Source organism: Streptomyces sp. NBC_01352 (assembly GCF_036237295.1).
GTDB lineage: Bacteria > Actinomycetota > Actinomycetes > Streptomycetales > Streptomycetaceae > Streptomyces > Streptomyces plumbiresistens.
On record NZ_CP108354.1, the window covers coordinates 4062739 to 4082403 of the forward strand.

Below are 19665 nucleotides of genomic sequence, written 5' to 3' on the forward strand. Positions count from 1 at the left end.
CACCACGGTTACCGAAAAGTACGATGGCGGCGCGGCGCACACCGCACGAGGACGACTTTGGGAGGCGGCGTGACAGCCATCGAGCAGACAGAGGCGGCACGCCCGCGAGGCACGCGCCTGCCGCGCCGTGCCCGACGGAACCAGCTGCTGGGCGCCGCACAGGAAGTCTTCGTGGCGCAGGGCTACCACGCGGCCGCCATGGACGACATCGCCGAGCGCGCCGGCGTCAGCAAGCCGGTGCTCTACCAGCACTTCCCCGGCAAGCTCGACCTCTACCTCGCGCTGCTGGACCAGCACTGTGAGTCGCTGATCCAGTCCGTACGCACGGCGCTGGCGTCAACGACCGACAACAAGCAGCGCGTACGGGCGACCATGGACGCCTACTTCGCGTACGTCGAGGACGACGGCGGCGCCTTCCGCCTGGTCTTCGAGTCGGACCTGACGAACGAGCCCGCGGTGCGCGAGCGCGTCGACAAGGTCACGAACGAGTGCGCCGAGGCGATCTCCGAGGTCATCGCCGAGGACACCGGCCTGTCGCCCGCGGAGTCGATGCTGCTGGCCTCCGGCCTCGGCGGGCTGGCCCAGGTGGTGGCCCGTTCCTGGCTGCACAGCGACCGCAGCGTGCCACGCGAGCAGGCGGTCCAGCTGCTGACCTCGTTGGCCTGGCGCGGCATCGCCGGTTTCCCGCTGCACGGCACGGACCACCACTGACACACGGCGCCCCGAGGGTTTGTTCCCGTCCGCTGTTCGCTCCTGGCGTTCTTGGGCGGAGCATGTACGTCCCCTCACCGGGCTAATGTGTGCGGAGTACGGCGCGGAAGCGCACTTCACTGACCGTCGGAGGGACATAGCCGTGGAGGTCAAGATCGGCGTGCAGCACGCGCCTCGCGAGATCGTTCTGGAGAGCGGTCAGAGTGCCGAGGAGGTCGAGCGGGCGGTGTCCGAGGCGCTGGCCGGCAAGTCGCAGCTGCTGAGCCTCGTCGACGAGCACGGCCGCAAGGTCCTCGTCCCGGCCGACCGCCTCGCCTACGTCGAGCTCGGTGAGCCGGCCCCGCGCAAGGTGGGCTTCGGCGCGCTGTAGCCATACGTATCGAGAGGGGCCCGGCGACAGTGAGTCGTCGGGCCCCTCTCGGTTTCTTCGGTTCCTTTCTCCACATCCGGAGCACAACTCGCGCACAGAGGAGGATTGCATTCCGCAGGTCACGGGTATGACGGGCTACGACCGTGACGCGCAGTGTGGCCGTGTGGGAGGACCCCCATGATGTTGTTGGAAGCGCTCGGCTCCGCTCTACTCGGTCTCGTGCTGGCGAGCTTGGCGGTCCACCGGCTGTCCCACCGTCTGCCCGCCCGTTCCCTGGTCCTCGCCACCGGTGTGGCCGGCGCCCTCTTCGGAGCCTTCGTCACGCACAGCGCGCTGGACACGGGCGGCGTCCTGCTGATCCTCCTGGGCGCGGCGATCGTCTGCTCGGCCTCGCTCTCGCTGCTGCTGCGCCCCGCGGGAAGACTCCGCCGCCGATCGGCAACCGCCTGATCCGCCGCCGATCGCGGCGTCCTCGATGAGCAAGTGCCGCGGCCCTAGGCAGCAAGCCCAAGTGCCGCCATCCGCTTGGTGTGCGCCTCGGTGATGCGGGAGAACATCCGGCCGACCTCGGCGAGGTCGAAGCCGTCCGCGACGCCGCCCACGAGCATCGTCGACAGCGCGTCCCGGTCGGCGACCACGCGCTGGGACTGCGACAGGGCCTCGCCCATCAGGCGCCGCGCCCACAGCGCGAGCCGGCCGCCCACCCGCGGTTCCGCGTCGATCGCCGCGCGCACCTTCTCGACGGCGAAACCGGCGTGCCCGGTGTCGTCGAGGACGGCCAGCACGAGTTCGCGGGTGTCCGAGTCGAGCCGGGCGGCGACCTCCCGGTAGAAGTCACTGGCGATCGAGTCGCCGACGTACGCCTTGACGAGCCCCTCCAGCCAGTCCGAGGGCGCGGTCTGTTTGTGGAAGCCGTCCAGCGCGGCGACGAACGGCTCCATGGCCGCGGTCGGCTCCTCGCCGATCTCGGTCAGCCGGTCGCGCAGCTTCTCGTAGTGGTGGAACTCGGCCGACGCCATCTTCGCCAGCTCCGCCTTGTCGGCCAGCGTCGGCGCCAGCTTCGCGTCCTCCGCGAGCCGCTCGAACGCCGCCAGCTCGCCGTACGCGAGCGCGCCGAGCAGGTCGACGACCGCGGCTCGGTACTGCGGTTCGGCGGAGGCCCGCGTCCAGTCCTGGGCGGCGACTCCGGTGTGTGCTGCAGGTGCGGCGGAGGCGTTGTCAGGCTTGTCAGAGGTCGTCATGAAGCGCACAATAGCTCGCTCGCCGCGCGACGGAAGTCCCTGGTCAATCAGTGTGACGACGACTACGTGACCAAATCGGCCATCGCATGTGCGCGTTTCCGGGGTACAGTGGTAATGCGCCCGGCGACTATTCGACGGGCCGCACGAATGAGGATGCCCGGTCGGTGGCCCGATCGGCTCCGACCCGACAGCCCTCCTCGCCCGTACGACGCAGTGCGTACGAAGTTCGGAGGGGGACCCTCAGCGGTTCGAGCGCTAGAGCGTCGGCAGTGGTCCCGTGTCATACGGCTCGCCCGTAAGGCAGTAGTCGACGTCCCCAGCACGGTCCTAGACGACCCCCGCGCTCGCCCTCGCGCCGCGCACACAGAAGAGGCAGCACCCTGACTACGACTTTCCGAGAGCTCGGAATCCTTCCCGAGACGGCCGAAGCACTTGAGGCCGTCGGCATCATCACTCCCTTCCCCATCCAGGAGATGACGCTCCCCGTCGCCCTCTCGGGCAGCGACGTCATCGGCCAGGCCAAGACCGGCACCGGCAAGACGCTGGGCTTCGGCCTCCCGCTCCTGGAGCGCGTCACCGTCCCCGCCGACGTCGAGGCCGGCCGCGCCCAGCCCGAGGACCTCACCGACGCCCCGCAGGCGCTCGTCGTCGTCCCCACCCGCGAGCTGTGCACGCAGGTCACCAACGACCTGCTGACCGCGGGCAAGGTGCGCAACGTCCGCGTTCTCGCCATCTACGGCGGCCGGGCGTACGAGCCGCAGGTCGAGGCCCTCAAGAAGGGCGTCGACGTGATCGTCGGCACCCCGGGCCGTCTGCTGGACCTCGCGGGCCAGAAGAAGCTCAACCTCAAGCACATCAAGGCGCTCGTCCTGGACGAGGCCGACGAGATGCTCGACCTGGGCTTCCTGCCCGACGTCGAGAAGATCATCAACATGCTGCCGGCCCGCCGCCAGACCATGCTGTTCTCGGCGACCATGCCGGGCGCGGTCATCGGCCTCGCGCGCCGCTACATGTCGCAGCCCACGCACATCAGCGCCACCTCGCCGGACGACGCGGGCAAGACGGTCGCGAACACCAAGCAGCACATCTACCGCGCGCACAACATGGACAAGCCCGAGCTGGTCGCGCGGATACTGCAGGCCGAGGGCCGCGGTCTCGTGATGGTCTTCTGCCGTACGAAGCGGACGGCGGCCGACCTGGCCGACCAGCTCCAGCAGCGCGGTTTCGCCTCCGGCGCGGTCCACGGCGACCTCGGCCAGGGCGCCCGCGAGCAGGCGCTGCGCGCGTTCCGCAACGGCAAGGTGGACGTCCTCGTCTGCACCGACGTCGCCGCCCGCGGCATCGACGTCGAGGGTGTCACCCACGTCATCAACTACCAGTCCCCCGAGGACGAGAAGACGTACCTGCACCGCATCGGCCGTACGGGCCGCGCGGGTGCCAAGGGCATCGCGATCACCCTCGTCGACTGGGACGACATCCCGCGTTGGCAGCTCATCAACAAGGCGCTGGACCTCGGCTTCAGCGACCCGCCGGAGACGTACTCCACCTCCCCGCACCTCTTCGAGGAGCTGAACATCCCCGCGGGCACCAAGGGTGTCCTGCCGCGCGCCGAGCGCACCCGCGCCGGGCTCGGGGCGGAGGAGCTGGAGGACCTGGGCGAGACGGGCGGCCGTGGGGCGCGCGGCGGTCGCGGTGACCGAGGCGGCCGTGGAGACCGAGGCGGTCGTGATGACCGCGGGGGTCGCGGTGACCGTGACGCCCGAGGCGGTCGGGAGGAGTCCCGGCCAGCTGAGGGCGAGCGTGCGGCCCGTACGCCGCGTCGCCGCCGTCGTACCCGCAACGGCTCCCCGCTGGACTCGACGGCCCCCGTCGGCACGGCTCCCGTCGAGGGCGTCGCCCCGCAGGAGACCACCGCGGTCCAGGACGCCACCGAGACCCGCACCCCGCGCCGCCGTCGCCGCACCCGCGGCGCCGCATCGGAGACGGTGCCGGCCACGGCAGCGCCGACGATCGAGCCGCCGGTGTCCGAGATCGCCCCGGTGACGGAGGCCGCGGAGGCCGCCGTCACGACGGCCGAGGGCACGGCCGCCCTCGACACCGCCGGGACCCCGGCGAAGTCGCGCCGCCGCCGTACCCGCAAGTCCGCGGAGACGGCCGTCGACACGGCCGAGTCCACGACGCCGGAGACGGAGTCGCAGACCCCGGTGGAGCCGGAGGCTCCCGTCGCCGCACCGCGCCGCCGTACCCGCAAGGCCACGGCTGCGGCCGAGGTCGCGGTCGACACGGCCGAGGGGACCGGGACTCCGGAAGCCGAGGTCACGGAGGCTGCGGAGGCCAAGCCTCGCCGTCGTACGCGGAAGGCCGTAGCCGCCGAGGCTCCGGCCGAGGCCGCCCTCGACACGGTCGAGGGCGTGGAGGCCAAGCCCCGGCGCCGTACCCGCAAGGCCGCAGCCGCCGAGCCCGTCGCCGTCGTCGCCGAGATCCCGGCGCAGACGGCCCCGGAGGCGGAGCCGGCCGCGGTCAAGCCGCGCCGTGCGCGCAAGGCTGCCGCCACCGCCGAGGCAGCGGTCGACACGGTCGAGGCCGTGGAGGCCAAGCCGCGCCGCACGCGCAAGACGGCGGCTGTCGCCGAAGCCGCCCCCGACACCGCGGAAGGTACGGCCACCAAGCCGCGCCGCACGCGCAAGACCGCCGCCGCGGCTCCGGCCGAGGCCGCCGTCGACACCGCCGAGGGCACGGAGGCCAAGCCGCGCCGCACGCGCAAGACCGCCGCGGCCAAGGCGGTCGAGGGTGACGTGGTCGAGGCGGAGGCAGAGGCGAAGCCTCGTCGTCGCACCCGCAAGGCCGCGGAGCCCGCGGTGGCCGCCGCCGACATCCCGGCCCAGGCCGTGGCCGAGGAAAAGGTCGCCGCTCCCCGGCGCCGGACCCGTAAGGCCACGGCAGCCACGGAGCCCACGGAGAGCTGATCTCCCGCCCGCCGGCCCGGTTCACCTCGTGTGGACCGGGCCGTCGGCATTCCCGGAGGCCGCCCGGTCCGCGCCCCCGCACCCCACCCGATACCCTCCCCCCGTGACCAGCCAAGCCCCCTTCGCCCGCCCCCGCCACGCCCGCGCCTACCCCCTCCACACCCCCCGCGGAGACTTCGCCGTCGTCGATTCGCCCGCGGCCCCCGGCGTCGAGCCGAAGGGCACCGTGCTGATGCTGCCCGGCTTCACGGGGAGCAAGGAGGACTTCACGCTGTTGCACGAGCCGCTCGCGGGGCGCGGGTACCGTGTCGTGGCCGTGGACGGGCGAGGGCAGTTCGAGTCGGACGGGCCCGAGGAGGACGAATCCGCCTACGCGCAGGCCGAGTTGGCGCGGGACGTGCTCGCCCAGGCCGAGAGCGTCGGCACGCCCCTGCATCTGCTCGGGCACTCCCTCGGCGGCCAGATCGCCCGCGCTGCCGTACTGCTCGACCACTCCCCCTTTCTCTCGCTCACCCTGGTCTCCTCCGGGCCCGCCCAGATCTCCGACTCCCAGCAGAAGCGCGTGAAGCTGTTGCGGGACGCGCTCGACGTGATGGGTATGGCCGAGGTGTGGGAGGCCATCCTGGCGATGGGCCCGCCGGAGGAGGTCGGCGGCCCCGCCCGCGGCATCGGCGGCACGGAGCAGCTGCGCCGCCGCTGGCTGGGCCACAAGCCCGCCCAACTCCGCGCCACGGGGCGCCAGTTGTGCACGGAGCCGAACCGGGTCGCCGAACTCGCCGCCGTTCCGCTGCCGTTCCACGTCCTGTCGGGCGCCCGGGACGACACCTGGCCGGTGACGCTGCTGGACGGCATGGCCGTACGACTGCGGGCGCGGCGGACGGTCATCCCGGGCGCCGAGCACTCCCCCAACGCCGACCAGCCCCTCCCCACCGCCCGCGCCCTCGCGGACTTCTGGGACAACACCCGGCTCAGCGAGCACGAGTAAGGGCCCGCCGAGGCGCCGCCGATTTCCTGCGACCTGATCCGCCGGACAGGCCCTAGTACTGCGTCCGCAGGTGCTCCCAGAAGCCGTCCCGCAGCGCGCGTCTGAGGTCGGCCTGGCCGCGGAGCGAGTACTGCAGCAGGCCCTCCGCCTCGACCAGGAGGTCCTGGTCCACCGAGCCGGGGAGGTACGGGTGGCCGGGCAGCAGGTCCCCGAGTGAGTCCCGTCCCCTCGCCGCCAGCCACTTCGCCGCGATCTGCGCGCCCACGAAGCGGACGTCCTCGCGCGCGGGGCGGGGTGCCGTCGACTCGTGGGCGAGGGCCGTGCGGCGGGACACGTACGACTTGAAGAAGTCGAGGTCGAAGGTGCGCTGGCTGTCGACCTCCCAGAGCAGGGGCTCGGCCTGGTTGCGGCCGTCCGGCGCCTCGATGCCCCAGAGGTGGACGCGGGCGCCGTAGCCCTGGGCCGCCTCGACCGCGGAGACCAGGTCCTCGTCGCCGCCGAGGAGTGCCGCGTCGCTGATGGCGCGGTGGCGGGCGAGGGACTCCAGGTCGGAGCGGATGAGGGAGTCGACGCCCTTCTGCTGGTTGTTCGCGTTCAGGTTGCCCAACCGGACCTTGACGTCCGGGAGTTCGGCGATGGACTGCTGCTCGGCGGTGTGGATGCGGCGTCTCGCGCCGTCGTACCAGTAGACCCGCAGCAGCCTGCTGTCCGCGAAGATCGTGCGCGCCTTGTCGATGAGCGCCTCGATCAGCCCCTCGGCGTCCAGGTCGAACGCGCGGCGGTCCTCCGTCCCGGAGACCAGGCGTCCCGCGGCCGCGTACAGGTATCCCGCGTCGACGAAGATCGCATGGGTCGAGGGCGTCTTCGCCACCTCGGCGAGCATGCGCTGGAGCAGCTCGTTGGTGCGGTCGATGCGGGCGCTGAGGGCCGCGAGGTCGTCGTTCATCGTCTCCATTGTCCCGGCGGTCACGCTGCGAACACAACCGGTCCCGGTCAGTCCCGTTCACACCTCTTTCGAACCTCTTACCGGTCAGTAATTAGCCGTTCGAAAAATTTCTTTAGCGTAGGGAATGTTTGTAACACGCATCCCGTTGACTACCTACAGAAGGCGCAGCACCACGCGGCGCCACCCAAGTAGTTCTCCGCAGGAGGATGACCAGACGAAGGGAGAAGCCAATGCGCTTCGAAATCATGCGTCTCGACGATGTCGACGGCACAGCCGTGGACAGCACCGTCGTGGACGCCGCCTCCGTCAACCGAATCGTGCAGCAGGCCGCCGCCATAGGACAGCGCCTCTGGATTCGCCCGGCCGAGACCTCGGCCTCATAACGCGCGAGTCCCCGCGACAGACTTCAGAGCCCCCGTACGGCACCGACGCCGTGCGGGGGCTCTGCGTATGTCCGGGCCACCGGCCCCTCAGCTCGCCTGGATCACCTGCGTGACGCCGTTGATGATCTGCTGCACGGCGATGGCGGAGAGCATCATGCCCGCGAGCCGCGTCACCAGGACGACTCCGCCGTCCTTGATGACCCGGATGATCAGCAGCGAGTACCGCATCACCAGCCACAGCACGACATGGATGGCGAGGATCGCCGTCCACACCGACGCCTGCATGGCGACGCTGTCGGCCTTCTGCACGGCGAGGATGACCGACACGATCGCGCCCGGCCCGGCCAGCAGCGGCATGCCCAGCGGTACGAGCGCGACGTTGACGTCCTTGGTCTGCTTCGGCTCGTCCGTCTTGCCGGTGAGCAGGTCCAGCGCGATCAACAGGAGCAGCAGCCCGCCCGCGATCATCAGCGCGGGCACGGACACATGCAGGTAGTCGAGGATCTGGTGCCCGAGCAGCCCGAAGACGGTGATGACACCGCCGGCCACGCAGACGGCCTGGAACGCCATCCGCTTCTGCACCTTGCCGGGGCGCCCGGAGGTCAGCGCGAGGAAGATCGGGGTGATCCCGGGGGGATCCATGATGACGAAGAGGGTCAGGAACAGGGAGCCGAAGACGGCGAGGTCGAACATGAGGGCCTTGCTGAGTGACGTGCGGGACGAACGGACGTGGAGTACGCGAGGGACGTGGCCTCAGACCCCGCCGGCCCCCGGCACCGGGAAGGCGCCCGTCGCCCGTCGCGTGATCTCGCCGTACACCTCGGGATCCGTCACGTACTCGCCGAGCACGCACGTCTTCCGGCTGCCGTGGTAGTCGCTGGACCCGGTGGTCAGCAGCCCGAGCTCCTTGGCGAGGCCGCGCAGCCGGGCCCGGGTGTCCGGGTCGTGGTCCATGTGGTCGACCTCGATGCCGTCGAGCCCGGCCGCGGCCATCTCGGCGATCGCGGCTTCGGGGACCGTACGCCCCCGCTTGCTCGCGCCCGGGTGGGCGAACACGGCGACGCCGCCCGCGCCCTTGATCAGCCGGATCGCCTCGAAGGGGTCGGTCTCGTGCTTCGCCACGTAGGCCCGGCCGCCGTCGGCCAGCCAGTCGGCCGTGAACGCGTCGCCCACGGTCGGTACGACGCCCAGCTCGACCAGCGCGGTCGCGACATGCGGGCGTCCGACCGAACCGTCACCCGCGATCCGCGCCACCTGCTCCCAGGTGACCGGCACACCCTGCTCCTGAAGCCGGGCGACCATGCCCCGCGCCCGCGGCACCCGGTCGTCCCGTACCAGCTCACGCTCGGCGAGCAGCGCCGGCTCCTCGGGGTCGAAGAGGTAGGCCAGCATGTGCATGGAGACGCCGTCGACACGACAGGACAGCTCCGCGCCGGTGACCAGTGTCAGCCCCTCCGGCAACGCGGCGACCGCCTCGGCGTGCCCGCGGGTGGTGTCGTGGTCGGTCAGCGCGACGACGTCGAGACCGGCCGCGGCGGCGTTGCGCACCAGTTCGGCCGGTGTGTCCGTACCGTCGGAAGCGGTGGAGTGGGTGTGCAGGTCGATGCGCACGACGCGGACTCCAAGCGGTGACGGGACGGAGGAAGACGCTCAAGGATAACCGGATTTTCGGGCTCCCCTGTCACACCCACAACCGCACAGCGCCCCCTACACAAGCTCGCAGCCGACCCTCAGCCGACCCCTAGGGTTCGAGCAACCGGGGCGACAACGCGCCGCAGGGCACCAACTCCAGCTCGGCCCCCGCATCCCGCAGATCCGTCAGCACCAGCTCGTCGTACATCAGCAGCCCGGACTGCTCGGGCCACACGACCGCCCACACCCACAACCCGAGCGCCTCACCCGCGAAGACCGCACGGTCGTCCGGCGCGCCGGCCACATGCCAGAGCGGGGTCGGGCGGCCGGCGGCGAGGACCTTGGCCTGGGGCGGCTTCTCGACGTTCATGTACGGCCCCGGGTCCGGGCCGTCGATGCCGCCGTACCGCGCGCCGAGGCCGACGCCGAGCTCCTCGGCGACCAGGATCAGCTCGCCCATGCCGCCGAGCGGTCCGGGTCCGGAGCAGGCCACGGCCGTGGCACGGCCGCCGCTGCGGTCGTCGCCCGCGCAGGCCACGCCTGTGAACAGCCAGCCGACGGGCAGTGGCCACGGCATCCACACCGGCACCTGGGTGCGGTGCACCACGACACCGAGGGCCTCGACGCTGGGCGGGATCACGGGCTGCACCGGATGCACGGTCCCGTGGACGTCGCACTGCCAGGTATCGGCGAAGAGTCCGGGAGCCCTGACCCGGCCACCACACTTCGGGCAACTGGGTTCGCCCCTCATAGGGCCCCACGGTCCTACCCCTGCTCCGCCACGTCAAGGACTGATCACCCGTCCGGGCGGAAGCCGTTCACCGGCGAAAACCAGATGTAGCTTGCATTAATTAGGCGATCTAACTTATCGTGTGCATATACCAACTACCTTCGTCGGGATGGGAGCACACGATGGGAGACACCAAGGACCCCTTCGACGCGGGAGCCGGTGGCATCCTGCGGCAGCCGAGGGCGGTGTGGGCGACCGCCGGCGCGTCCGTCGTCGCCTTCATGGGCATCGGGCTCGTCGACCCGATCCTGCCGTCCATCGCCTCGGGCCTGGACGCCACCGCCGGCCAGGTCTCGCTGCTCTTCACGTCGTACTTCCTGATCACCGCGATCGCGATGCTGGTCACCGGCTTCGTCTCCAGCCGCATCGGCGGCCGCCGGACCCTGCTGCTCGGCCTCGCCCTGGTCGTGGTCTTCGCGGCGCTGTCGGGCACCTCGAACTCGGTCGGCGAACTCGTCGGGTTCCGGGCCGGCTGGGGCCTCGGCAACGCGCTCTTCGTCTCGACGGCCCTTGCGGTCATCGTCGGCGCGGCAGCCGGCGGCAGCGCGGCCGCGATCCTGCTGTACGAGTCCGCCCTCGGCCTCGGCATGGCGTGCGGGCCCCTGGTGGGCGCACTGCTCGGTGACGCCAGCTGGCGCTACCCCTTCTTCGGCACCGCGTTCCTGATGGCGATCGGCTTCCTGTGCATCACGGCGTTCCTGAAGGAACAGCCGAAGCCGGCCCGCAAGACCTCACTGCTGGACCCGATCAAGGCGCTCGGCCACGGCGGTCTCGCCTCCGCCGCCGTCTCGGCGTTCTTCTACAACTACACGTTCTTCACCGTGCTGGCCTTCACGCCCTTCGTGCTGGACATGACCCCGTACAAGTCGGGCGCCGTGTTCTTCGCCTGGGGTGTGCTGCTCGCCGTCTTCTCGGTGATCGTGGCGCCGCGCATGCAGGAGCGCTTCGGTTCCCTGAAGGTGCTCGGCGGCTCGCTGGTGCTGCTCGCGGTCGACGTGCTCGTCCTCGGGTACGGCGGCCACACCGCCGCCATCGTCTGCACGATCCTGTCCGGCGCCTTCATCGGCGTGAACAACACCGTCTACACCGAGTTGGCGCTCGGGGTGTCGGACGCCCCGCGCCCCGTGGCGAGCGCGGGCTACAACTTCGTGCGCTGGTTCGCGGCCGCCGCGGCGCCCTACTTCGCGCCGAAGATCGAGGAGTGGAGCGACATCCACATCCCGTTCGTGGTCGCGGCGGTCACCGCCGTGCTGGGCGCGCTCGTGGTCGTCGTACGGCGGAAGGCGCTCGCGCACGACGCCGAGGAGCTGGAGCCGGTGCACGGGACCGAGGACGGCGTCACCGTCTTCGCCAACTGACGCTTTTCGGCCACCGGTTGGTGAGCTTGCTCACCCGCGCGTCAGTCCAGCGGGACGGACTTCCGGGACGGATCCCTGAGGTCCGTCCCGTTCGTCAGCCAGCGCTCCTGGAGGGCCTGGGCGCCGTGCACCCGTTTCCAGGCCGCCTCGTTCGGGGTCATCGGGAGCAGGGGCAGGAACCGTACGGGGTCGAGGGGTTCGTCGAGTTCCAGGTCCTCGACCAGGCCGCCCGGCTCGGCGACCAGCACCGAGGTGAAGGGAGCGCCGGGCCACAGGGGCTCGCCGACGTCGAGAGAGGCGCCGGGGGCCACCACCACGCCCTCGACCTGCGGGGACGCGCCGAGCACGGCGAGCGGGCGGAGCGCCTTGTCGGTGTCGGCGAGGCCGCCGCGTACCGAAAGGATCAGCTCGGCGCGCGGGCCCTTGACCGGGTCGGCGAGCGCGGCGGTGGGGTCGCTCATCGGCTGGGCGGACATGCCGAGCGTGGCGTAACGGACGATGTCCCCCTCCTGGAAACGCAGCACCTCGATGCGGTCGGTGCCGAGGAAGGTGACCGCCGCGCGCGCGTCCGGCTCGCCCAGCGCGCTGCGCAACCGGGCCTCGACCAGAGGAAGAACATCAGCCATGTCGCGAGCATAGAACTCGTCAGTACCGGGCAAAGCAGCGCCTTGACACTTCGGTCGGCTGATACTCTTGCCCGGTGGTTCGGGGCAGCACGCAGAAGCGTCGCGATCAAGCCCCGACGCCGAAGGAACTCCCTTACGAGGGACCGGCCGGAGGAGGTGGGGCTGCAATGGACCGAAGTCGACCGTGCAGTAGCACCCGCTCTTCCCGCCGCTGATGTAGCTGCTCTGGCTCTGGCTGGCTGCCACCTCTCGCACTCGCTTCACCGCGGAAGAGCGCTTCGTTTCGTTTTGCCTGATCTGTCCGAACTGCCCGATCAGGGGCAGTAGCTGAATCAGTAGCGAAGCTCGCCACCGCGACGGTGCGGTGCTCCCCGCTTTGTGGACGTGCCAAACATCCGCAGTCAGGACGTCCCCATTCCGGGCAGTTCCAACCGTCGTCGGCGGCCTTTCGTTGCCAGTCACGAAGGAGCCTGCCATGTCGATGATCCGCGACCTGCGTGCCGTCGTCCGCCCGTCCCGCGTCTCCCTGCGCAAGGACAGCAGCAGCGTCTACGACACCACCCGCGACCCCTCGACGCCGTCCGCCGTCGTCGACTGCGCCGTCTACCGCGACGGCGCCCGCGTCCAGACGCCGAAGCCGCTCACCCCGAACGAGGCGATGCGCGTGGTGCGCCGCGACGGAGGCTTCGTGTGGATCGGGCTGCACGAGCCGACCGAGGCCGAGTTCTCCGGTATCGCCAGCGAGTTCGGGCTGCACCCGCTGGCCGTGGAGGACGCGGTGCAGGCCCACCAGCGCCCCAAGCTGGAGCGCTACGACGACTCCCTGTTCACCGTGTTCAAGACCATCCACTACGTCGAGCACGACCGGGTCACCGCGAACAGCGAGGTCGTCGAGACCGGCGAGGTCATGTGCTTCACCGGCCGGGACTTCTTCATCACCGTCCGGCACGGCGGCCAGGGCTCGCTCCGGGCGCTGCGCCACCGCCTCCAGGACGACCCCGAGCTGCTCGCCAAGGGCCCCTCGGCGGTGCTGCACGCGATCGCCGACCACGTCGTCGACGGCTACATCGCGGTCGCGGACGCGGTGCAGGACGACATCGACGAGGTGGAGACCGAGGTCTTCTCGCCGGGGCGCCGCGGCGGGGTCTCGCGCGGTGTGGACTCGGCGGGCATCTACCAACTCAAGCGCGAGGTCCTGGAGTTCAAGCGGGCCGTCTCTCCGCTGCTGCGCCCCATGCAGCTGCTGAGCGAGCGGCCGATGCGGCTGATCGACCCGGACATCCAGAAGTACTTCCGGGACGTCGCCGACCACCTCGCCCGCGTCCAGGAGCAGGTCCTCGGCTTCGACGAGCTCCTCAACTCGATCCTCCAGGCCAACCTCGCGCAGGCGTCCGTCGCGCAGAACGAGGACATGCGGAAGATCACCTCGTGGGCCGCGATCATCGCCGTACCGACGATGGTGTGCGGGGTGTACGGCATGAACTTCGACCACATGCCGGAGCTGCACTGGAGGTACGGCTACCCCGTGATCATGTCGGTCACGGTGGCCCTCTGTGTGGGCATCCACCGCACGCTCAAGCGCAACGGCTGGCTGTGAAGGCCCTGGATAGGCTGAGCCCCATGACTAGCGAGCTGCTCGACCAGGCCCTCGTCGAGGAGGCCACGAAGAAGTCCGGCCTCATCTGGGTCGAGGGTCCCGGCGGCCCGGCCCGCGCGCTGTGGCACGTGTGGCACGAGGGCGCGGCCTGTCTGGTCGGCGACGGGCCGGGCGAGCAGCCGCTGCCGGGGCTGGCCGACGGGACCACCGCCGAGGTCACGGTCCGCAGCAAGGACAAGGGCGGCCGGCTTGTCTCCTGGGCGGCGAAGGTCGTGGAGCTGCCGCCCGGGTCCCCCGAGTGGGAGGCCGCGGTCGCGGAGCTCAAGGGCAAGCGGCTGAACGCCCCGGACGCCGAGGTCATGACGGAGCGGTGGGCCCGCGAATGCCGGGTACTCCGCCTGGAGCCGACCGGCACGACGGCAGCGCTGCCCGACGGGGACCTGGCCGGGGCGCCGCTGCCGACGTCGGCGACGACGCGTGAGCAGATCCCCGCGGGGCTGCCGAGGCTGCTGCTGAAGAAGCGCAAACGGCGGTAGCCCCCAGGAAGCCATCAGGCGGCCATCAGGCGGCCATCAGGCGGCCATCAGGTCTGGCCTAGGACGTCGGCAGCTTCTTGCCGTAGTCCACCGTCTCGTCCTTCTCGGGCTCGGTCAGGGCGAAGGTCTTGCCCCAGGCCGAGAAGGTCAGGGTGCCCGCGCCGCCCGCCCGTACCAGGCGCAGGGGGTACGGCTCGCCCTCCAGGGAGACGTCCAGCGTGCCGCCGGATCCCTTGTCGCCGGTGATGCGGATGGTGCGGATGCCCGCCTGCTTGTGGTGGCCGTCCGTCTCCAGCGTGCCGTGCAACGTCAGCAGACCGTCGAGGAGGACGTTCATGTCCGTGAAGCCGCTGAACTTCTTGTACGAGGGGTCGCCCTGCGGCACCTTCACATACTTGCCGTCGAGCTTGTCGGCCGCCGCCGCGTCCGCGTCGGAGCCGTCCCCCTTGCCGTCCGCGTCGGTCCAGAAGCCCGCGTCCGCCTTCAGGAAGAGCTGCTCGCCCAGCCGCAGCAGTTGGAAGGTCGCCCCCTCCGCGGTGACCGAGCCGGAGCCGCCGTCGGACTTCAGGCGCATGTCGAGCTTGTACGTCCGCCCGCCGGCGACCACGTTGCCGGTGAGCTGCACCGCGGTGGCGGACGTGGCGGCGGTACGGGTCCGGGACTGGATCTGCTCGGCCGGCAGCTTGCCGACCCCGTTGGTCCCCGCGTCCGGGTCCTCGCTGCATCCCGCGAGGCCCGGCCCCGCCACGACGAGGGCGCTCAGCGCGCTCACCAGTGCGGCCCTGCGGGTACGGCGCCGGGGAATCGCAGTCACAGGTGGGGCTGCCTTTCTGACAAGGGTCCTTCAGCGGCGTACGGCAGCGTACCGGGGCCCCGGGGCGCGGGCGGAGCCAGTCCGTCCGGACCGCTCACCAGGGCGTATCCGATCGGGACGGGCTAGCCTGAAGCCCACCCGAGCGGGCAATTCGGAAAAGAGACCCACCCAGCGACCCAGGATGCAACTCCGCACGAACCCCGCACGAGAAGGAAGCACAGCCATGGCAGCGGGCGCCCCCCGGATCTTCGTCTCGCACCTCGCCGACCTCGCCGTCTTCGACCCGGCCGGCGACCAGGTCGGCCGCCTGCGCGACCTGGTCGTCATGCTGCGCGTCGGACGGCGGCCGCCGCGCCTGCTCGGCCTGGTCGTCGAACTCGCCACGCGCCGCCGCATCTTCCTGCCCATCACCCGGGTGACCGGGATCGATTCCGGCCAGGTCATCACCACCGGTGTGCTCAACGTCCGCCGTTTCGAGCAACGGCCCACCGAGCGGCTCGTCTTCGGGGAGCTCCTCGACCGGCGGGTCACGCTCGTCGAGACCGGTGAGGAGGTCACGGTCCTGGACCTGTCGGTGCAGCAGCTGCCGGCCCGCCGCGACTGGGAGATCGACCGGGCCTTCGTCCGCAAGGGCGGCAAGGGCGGCGCCTTCCGGCGCAAGGGCGAGACGCTGACCGTCGAGTGGTCCGCCGTCACCGGCTTCTCCCTGGAGGAGCAGGGACAGGGCGCCGAGAGCCTCCTCGCCACCTTCGAGCAGCTGCGCCCCGCCGACCTCGCCAACGTCCTGCACCACCTCTCCCCCAAGCGGCGCGCCGAGGTCGCCGCCGCCCTCGACGACGACCGGCTGGCCGACGTACTCGAAGAGCTGCCGGAGGACGACCAGATCGAGATCCTCGGCAAGCTGAAGGAGGAGCGGGCCGCCGACGTCCTGGAGGCGATGGACCCGGACGACGCGGCCGACCTGCTCTCCGAGCTGCCCAAGGCCGACCAGGAGCGGCTGCTGAGCCTGATGAAGCCCTCCGACGCGGCCGACATGCGGCGCCTGCTGGCGTACGAGGAGCACACGGCCGGCGGTCTGATGACGACCGAGCCGATCGTGCTCAGGCCCGACGCGACCGTCGCCGACGCCCTCGCCCGCGTCCGCAACCCCGACCTCTCCCCCGCCCTCGCCGCCCAGGTCTACGTCTGCCGGCCGCCCGACGAGACCCCGACCGGCAAGTATCTGGGCGCGGTCCACTTCCAGCGCCTGCTGCGCGACCCGCCGTACACGCTGGTCAGCTCGCTCCTCGACGAGGACCTGCAGTCCCTGCCGCCGGACGCGGCGCTGCCGCTGGTCGCCGGGTTCTTCGCGACGTACGACATGGTCGCGGCGCCCGTCGTCGACGAGGCCGGGTCGCTGCTGGGCGCGGTGACCGTGGACGACGTACTGGACCACATGCTGCCCGACGACTGGCGCGAGACCGAGTTCCACCTCGACGAGGGCGAGGAGGTGGCCCCCCATGGCTCCTGAGCGCGAGAGCACCCGCGAGGCCGCCCGGGAGCGCACCATGGCGGGCGCGACCGCCGCCACCCGCTCACGCCCCCGGCTCGACCAGCCGCGCCAGCGCCGGCGCCGGCTCCTGCCCGAGTGGGACCCGGAGGCCTTCGGACGGTTCTCCGAGCGGATCGCGCGGTTCCTGGGAACGGGGCGGTTCCTCTTCTGGATGACGGTCGTCATCATCCTGTGGGTGGTGTGGAACGTCGCCGCGCCGCCCGCCCTCCGCTTCGACCACTACCCGTTCATCTTCCTGACGCTGATGCTGTCGCTCCAGGCCTCCTACGCCGCCCCGCTGATCCTGCTGGCGCAGAACCGGCAGGACGACCGGGACCGGGTCAACCTCGAACAGGACCGCAAGGCGAGCGAGCGGTCGATCGCGGACACCGAGTACCTGACCCGGGAGATCGCCGCGCTCCGGATCGGTCTCGGGGAGGTCGCCACCCGCGACTGGATCCGCTCGGAGATGCAGGACTTCGTGAAGGAACTGGAGGAGAGGCGCGACGGGCATGTCGTATTCCCGGCAGAACGGTCGCGGGCACGTGACGTAGACGACCGGTGACGGGCTTTCCCAGGTCCTTGTGCAGCGCCGTACCATCGTCCTTATGGCTACGGAAGACGCGGTGCGTGAAGCACTGGCGACGGTGAACGACCCCGAGATCAACCGACCCATCACCGAACTCGGGATGGTCAAGTCCGTGGAGATCGGTGCGGACGGAGCGGTCGCGGTCGCCGTGTACCTGACGGTCTCCGGCTGCCCCATGCGCGAGACGATCACGCAGCGCGTGACGGATGCGGTCTCGGCGGTCGAGGGCGTCACCCGTGTCGACGTCGAGCTCGATGTCATGAGCGACGAGCAGCGCAAGGAACTGGCGACCGCGCTGCGCGGTGGCCAGACCGAGCGCGAGGTCCCCTTCGCGAAGCCGGGCTCGCTGACCCGTGTGTACGCGATCGCCTCCGGCAAGGGCGGCGTCGGCAAGTCGTCGGTGACGGTGAACCTGGCGGCGGCGATGGCCGCGGACGGTCTGAAGGTCGGTGTCGTCGACGCCGACATCTACGGCCACAGCGTGCCCCGCATGCTGGGCGCCGACGGCAGTCCCACCCAGGTCGAGAACATGATCATGCCGCCGTCCGCGCACGGCGTGAAGGTCATCTCGATCGGCATGTTCACCCCGGGCAACTCCGCGGTCGTCTGGCGCGGCCCGATGCTCCACCGGGCGCTGCAGCAGTTCCTCTCGGACGTGTACTGGGGCGACCTGGACGTGCTCCTGCTCGACCTGCCGCCCGGCACCGGCGACATCGCCATCTCCGTGGCCCAGCTCGTCCCGAACGCCGAGATCCTGGTCGTGACGACGCCTCAGCAGGCGGCGGCCGAGGTGGCCGAGCGGGCGGGCTCCATCGCCGTCCAGACGCACCAGAAGATCGTCGGCGTGGTGGAGAACATGTCCGGCCTCCCGTGCCCGCACTGCGGCGAGATGGTCGACGTCTTCGGCACCGGCGGCGGCCAGTCGGTCGCGGACGGCCTGACCCGCACGACCGGCGCCTCGGTCCCGGTCCTCGGCTCCATCCCCATCGACGTCCGCCTCCGCGAGGGCGGCGACGAGGGCAAGCCGGTCGTCCTGACCGACCCCGACTCCGCGGCCGGTGCGGCCCTGCGGGCGATCGCCGGGAAGCTGGGCGGGCGGCAGCGGGGTCTTTCGGGACTGTCGCTGGGGATCACGCCGAGGAACAAGTTCTAGCTCCGGTACGACGATGGGGGCGCCGTCTCACGGACGGCGCCCCCATCGTCGTACCACCGGCTACGCGTAGTCGCTGATGTCCTTGATCATGGCGAAGCCAAGACCGTACGCGCTCATGCCTCTTCCGTACGCCCCCACGTGCACCCCTTCCTGAGTCGACCCGGCCAGCACCCAGCCGAACTCGGACTCGCGGTAGTGGAAGGACGTCGGCACGCCGTCCACGGGGAGGGACAGCGTCGACCAGTCGTCGCCGTCCAGGTCGTCCGCGAGGGCCCAGGCCGTCTCGGTCTGCTGGTCCAGCCAGTCGTCACGCAGGCTGTGGTCCATCTGGCCGGGCCAGGTGAAGGACAGCAGCCCCACCCCGGCCAGCCAGGCCGCCGAGGACACCGACGTGGCCTCCAGGAGGCCCGTGCCGTCCGCACTGCGCCGCACCGGATTGGCCGCCACGGTGACCACCACCGCGAACTTCTCCTTGTCCTCCGTGCCTTCGTTCCGTACGGAGGGCTCGTCGCCGTGCCCGATGGAACCGTGCTCCACGGCCCCGTCGGCCGCCGTACCGACCTGCATCAGCCAGCGCGGTCCCGTGAAGGCCTCGTCGAGGCCGTACCACGGGAAGGGCGCCAGCAGGTAGCCGTCGATCGTGCGCCGGGCGGAGGGGACCTGTTGTCCGCCCTCCGCGGCCGACGCCTGCGCGACTGCCCGACTCGTCGTCTCCATGTGCCCGGACGCCTCCTCGCTCTCGTCGGAACAAACGGCCCGCCCCCCTTCGGGCGTACTCGTCCGTTCCGCACAACAACTCGGCAGCATAGCCACCTCGCTCCGAGCAGCCGGGAAAGCGCCCGGCGCGTGGGTCGCTCAGAGGGGTGCGTTCAGGCTCTGCGGGCCTGTCCGGCGTATGAAACGCGTCACGTACGGCGAAGGCGTGCGCCCCGGCGCACGGATCAGGTGGCGTCCGCGTCGTACGGCGGGCGCTCGTCGGGGGTCTCGGGCTTCTTCGTCATGTCGACGGTGCCGCCGGAGGAGCCGGACGAGGACGAGGAGGACGACGACGAGTCGCTGTCGCGGCCGTGGACCGCGTCCGTGACCTCGGCCATCTCCTTCTTCAGGTCGAAGCCGTTGCGGATCTCCTTGAGCCCCAGTTCGTCGTTGTCCAGCTGCTTGCGGATGAACGTCTTGGGGTTGAGGTCCTCGAACTCGAAGTCCTTGAACTCCGGGCCCAGTTCGCTCCGGATGTCCTCCTTGGCGCTCTCCGAGAACTCCCGGATCTTGCGGATGGTCCGCGTGACGTCCTGGATGAGCTTCGGGAGCTTGTCCGGACCGAAGACGAGCACGGCGAGGACAACGAGCGTCACCAGCTCGAGCGGTCCTATGTCATTGAACACCTGAAGCTCCTTGCGATGTCCTCGGTCCTCGGCCCTCGGTGGTCTGTGCGGGTCT

The 19665-nt window shown here is 70.9% G+C and carries 21 protein-coding genes; 12 read left to right on the forward strand and 9 right to left on the reverse strand.

Translation table 11 applies throughout. The features are described 5' to 3' along the window. The first annotated feature begins 69 nt into the window (after positions 1-69). From OG252_RS18785 to OG252_RS18795, 3 genes are all read left to right on the forward strand, one after another. Positions 70-711 (forward strand): TetR/AcrR family transcriptional regulator, encoded by a 642-nt coding sequence (locus OG252_RS18785; protein ID WP_266434087.1) that lies wholly within the window; start codon positions 70-72, stop codon positions 709-711. 142 nt (positions 712-853) lie between these two features. Continuing rightward, entirely contained in the window at positions 854-1081 is a 228-nt protein-coding gene (locus tag OG252_RS18790; RefSeq protein WP_019754243.1) for a DUF3107 domain-containing protein, read from the forward strand. A 180-nt stretch (positions 1082-1261) separates the two neighbouring features. Next, positions 1262-1531 carry a hypothetical protein gene (locus OG252_RS18795; RefSeq protein WP_329345159.1) on the forward strand — a complete coding sequence of 90 codons (270 nt, stop codon included), beginning with the start codon at positions 1262-1264 and terminating at the stop codon, positions 1529-1531. 44 nt (positions 1532-1575) lie between these two features. On the opposite strand, the gene OG252_RS18800 is transcribed toward OG252_RS18795, so the two are convergent. Beyond that, positions 1576-2322, reverse strand: a complete 747-nt coding sequence (locus OG252_RS18800) for a ferritin-like fold-containing protein (protein ID WP_266434090.1) — start codon at positions 2320-2322, stop codon at positions 1576-1578. Positions 2323-2795: 473 nt separating this feature from the next. On the opposite strand from OG252_RS18800, the gene OG252_RS18805 reads away from it, so the two are divergent. Then, positions 2796-5288 (forward strand): DEAD/DEAH box helicase, encoded by a 2493-nt coding sequence (locus tag OG252_RS18805; RefSeq protein ID WP_329337384.1) that lies wholly within the window; start codon positions 2796-2798, stop codon positions 5286-5288. A 103-nt stretch (positions 5289-5391) separates the two neighbouring features. Beyond that, on the forward strand, positions 5392-6273 hold the full coding sequence (locus tag OG252_RS18810; protein ID WP_266434095.1) for an alpha/beta fold hydrolase: 882 nt from the start codon (positions 5392-5394) through the stop codon (positions 6271-6273). Between the two features lie 52 nt (positions 6274-6325). On the opposite strand, the gene OG252_RS18815 is transcribed toward OG252_RS18810, so the two are convergent. Then, a complete protein-coding gene (locus OG252_RS18815) occupies positions 6326-7219 on the reverse strand; it encodes an NYN domain-containing protein (protein ID WP_266434097.1) in 894 nt (297 codons plus the stop codon). A 230-nt stretch (positions 7220-7449) separates the two neighbouring features. Between OG252_RS18815 and OG252_RS18820 the strand changes: the two genes are divergently transcribed. Then, positions 7450-7602, forward strand: a complete 153-nt coding sequence (locus OG252_RS18820) for a hypothetical protein (RefSeq protein ID WP_217241068.1) — start codon at positions 7450-7452, stop codon at positions 7600-7602. 87 nt (positions 7603-7689) lie between these two features. On the opposite strand, the gene OG252_RS18825 is transcribed toward OG252_RS18820, so the two are convergent. From OG252_RS18825 to OG252_RS18835, 3 genes are all read right to left on the reverse strand, one after another. Beyond that, positions 7690-8295, reverse strand: a complete 606-nt coding sequence (locus tag OG252_RS18825; protein ID WP_266434101.1) for a MarC family protein — start codon at positions 8293-8295, stop codon at positions 7690-7692. A 60-nt stretch (positions 8296-8355) separates the two neighbouring features. Continuing rightward, the gene (locus tag OG252_RS18830) at positions 8356-9213 is read right to left on the reverse strand and encodes a PHP domain-containing protein (RefSeq protein ID WP_266434103.1); all 858 of its coding nucleotides are present in this window, start codon (positions 9211-9213) and stop codon (positions 8356-8358) included. A gap of 130 nt (positions 9214-9343) precedes the next feature. Further along, complete coding sequence (locus OG252_RS18835) at positions 9344-9985, reverse strand: DUF6758 family protein (RefSeq protein ID WP_266434105.1); 642 nt, start codon at positions 9983-9985, stop codon at positions 9344-9346. Positions 9986-10146: 161 nt separating this feature from the next. Between OG252_RS18835 and OG252_RS18840 the strand changes: the two genes are divergently transcribed. Then, positions 10147-11382, forward strand: a complete 1236-nt coding sequence (locus tag OG252_RS18840) for an MFS transporter (RefSeq protein WP_329337390.1) — start codon at positions 10147-10149, stop codon at positions 11380-11382. A 41-nt stretch (positions 11383-11423) separates the two neighbouring features. Here OG252_RS18840 and OG252_RS18845 read toward each other — a convergent pair whose 3' ends face one another. After that, on the reverse strand, positions 11424-12008 hold the full coding sequence (locus OG252_RS18845) for a suppressor of fused domain protein (protein WP_329337392.1): 585 nt from the start codon (positions 12006-12008) through the stop codon (positions 11424-11426). A 475-nt stretch (positions 12009-12483) separates the two neighbouring features. On the opposite strand from OG252_RS18845, the gene OG252_RS18850 reads away from it, so the two are divergent. Both OG252_RS18850 and OG252_RS18855 read left to right on the forward strand, forming a co-directional pair. Then, entirely contained in the window at positions 12484-13605 is a 1122-nt protein-coding gene (locus tag OG252_RS18850) for a magnesium and cobalt transport protein CorA (protein ID WP_266434111.1), read from the forward strand. Positions 13606-13628: 23 nt separating this feature from the next. Next, the gene (locus OG252_RS18855; RefSeq protein WP_266434113.1) at positions 13629-14141 is read left to right on the forward strand and encodes a hypothetical protein; all 513 of its coding nucleotides are present in this window, start codon (positions 13629-13631) and stop codon (positions 14139-14141) included. A 58-nt stretch (positions 14142-14199) separates the two neighbouring features. On the opposite strand, the gene OG252_RS18860 is transcribed toward OG252_RS18855, so the two are convergent. Continuing rightward, positions 14200-14955, reverse strand: coding sequence for a hypothetical protein (locus OG252_RS18860; protein WP_266434115.1), 756 nt, complete (start codon positions 14953-14955; stop codon positions 14200-14202). A gap of 223 nt (positions 14956-15178) precedes the next feature. Between OG252_RS18860 and OG252_RS18865 the strand changes: the two genes are divergently transcribed. The 3 genes from OG252_RS18865 to OG252_RS18875 are packed head-to-tail and all read left to right on the forward strand — an operon-like array spanning position 15179 to position 18228. Further along, positions 15179-16465 carry a magnesium transporter MgtE N-terminal domain-containing protein gene (locus OG252_RS18865; protein WP_266434117.1) on the forward strand — a complete coding sequence of 429 codons (1287 nt, stop codon included), beginning with the start codon at positions 15179-15181 and terminating at the stop codon, positions 16463-16465. Next, a complete protein-coding gene (locus OG252_RS18870) occupies positions 16455-17051 on the forward strand; it encodes a DUF1003 domain-containing protein (protein WP_266434119.1) in 597 nt (198 codons plus the stop codon). The genes OG252_RS18865 and OG252_RS18870 overlap by 11 nt, the downstream gene beginning before the upstream one ends. Before the next feature lie 43 nt (positions 17052-17094). Beyond that, entirely contained in the window at positions 17095-18228 is a 1134-nt protein-coding gene (locus tag OG252_RS18875) for an Mrp/NBP35 family ATP-binding protein (RefSeq protein ID WP_266434121.1), read from the forward strand. 60 nt (positions 18229-18288) lie between these two features. On the opposite strand, the gene OG252_RS18880 is transcribed toward OG252_RS18875, so the two are convergent. Both OG252_RS18880 and OG252_RS18885 read right to left on the reverse strand, forming a co-directional pair. Further along, positions 18289-18945 (reverse strand): hypothetical protein, encoded by a 657-nt coding sequence (locus tag OG252_RS18880; RefSeq protein ID WP_266434123.1) that lies wholly within the window; start codon positions 18943-18945, stop codon positions 18289-18291. Positions 18946-19169: 224 nt separating this feature from the next. Then, complete coding sequence (locus OG252_RS18885) at positions 19170-19610, reverse strand: sec-independent translocase (RefSeq protein ID WP_266434125.1); 441 nt, start codon at positions 19608-19610, stop codon at positions 19170-19172. Positions 19611-19665 lie beyond the last annotated feature (55 nt).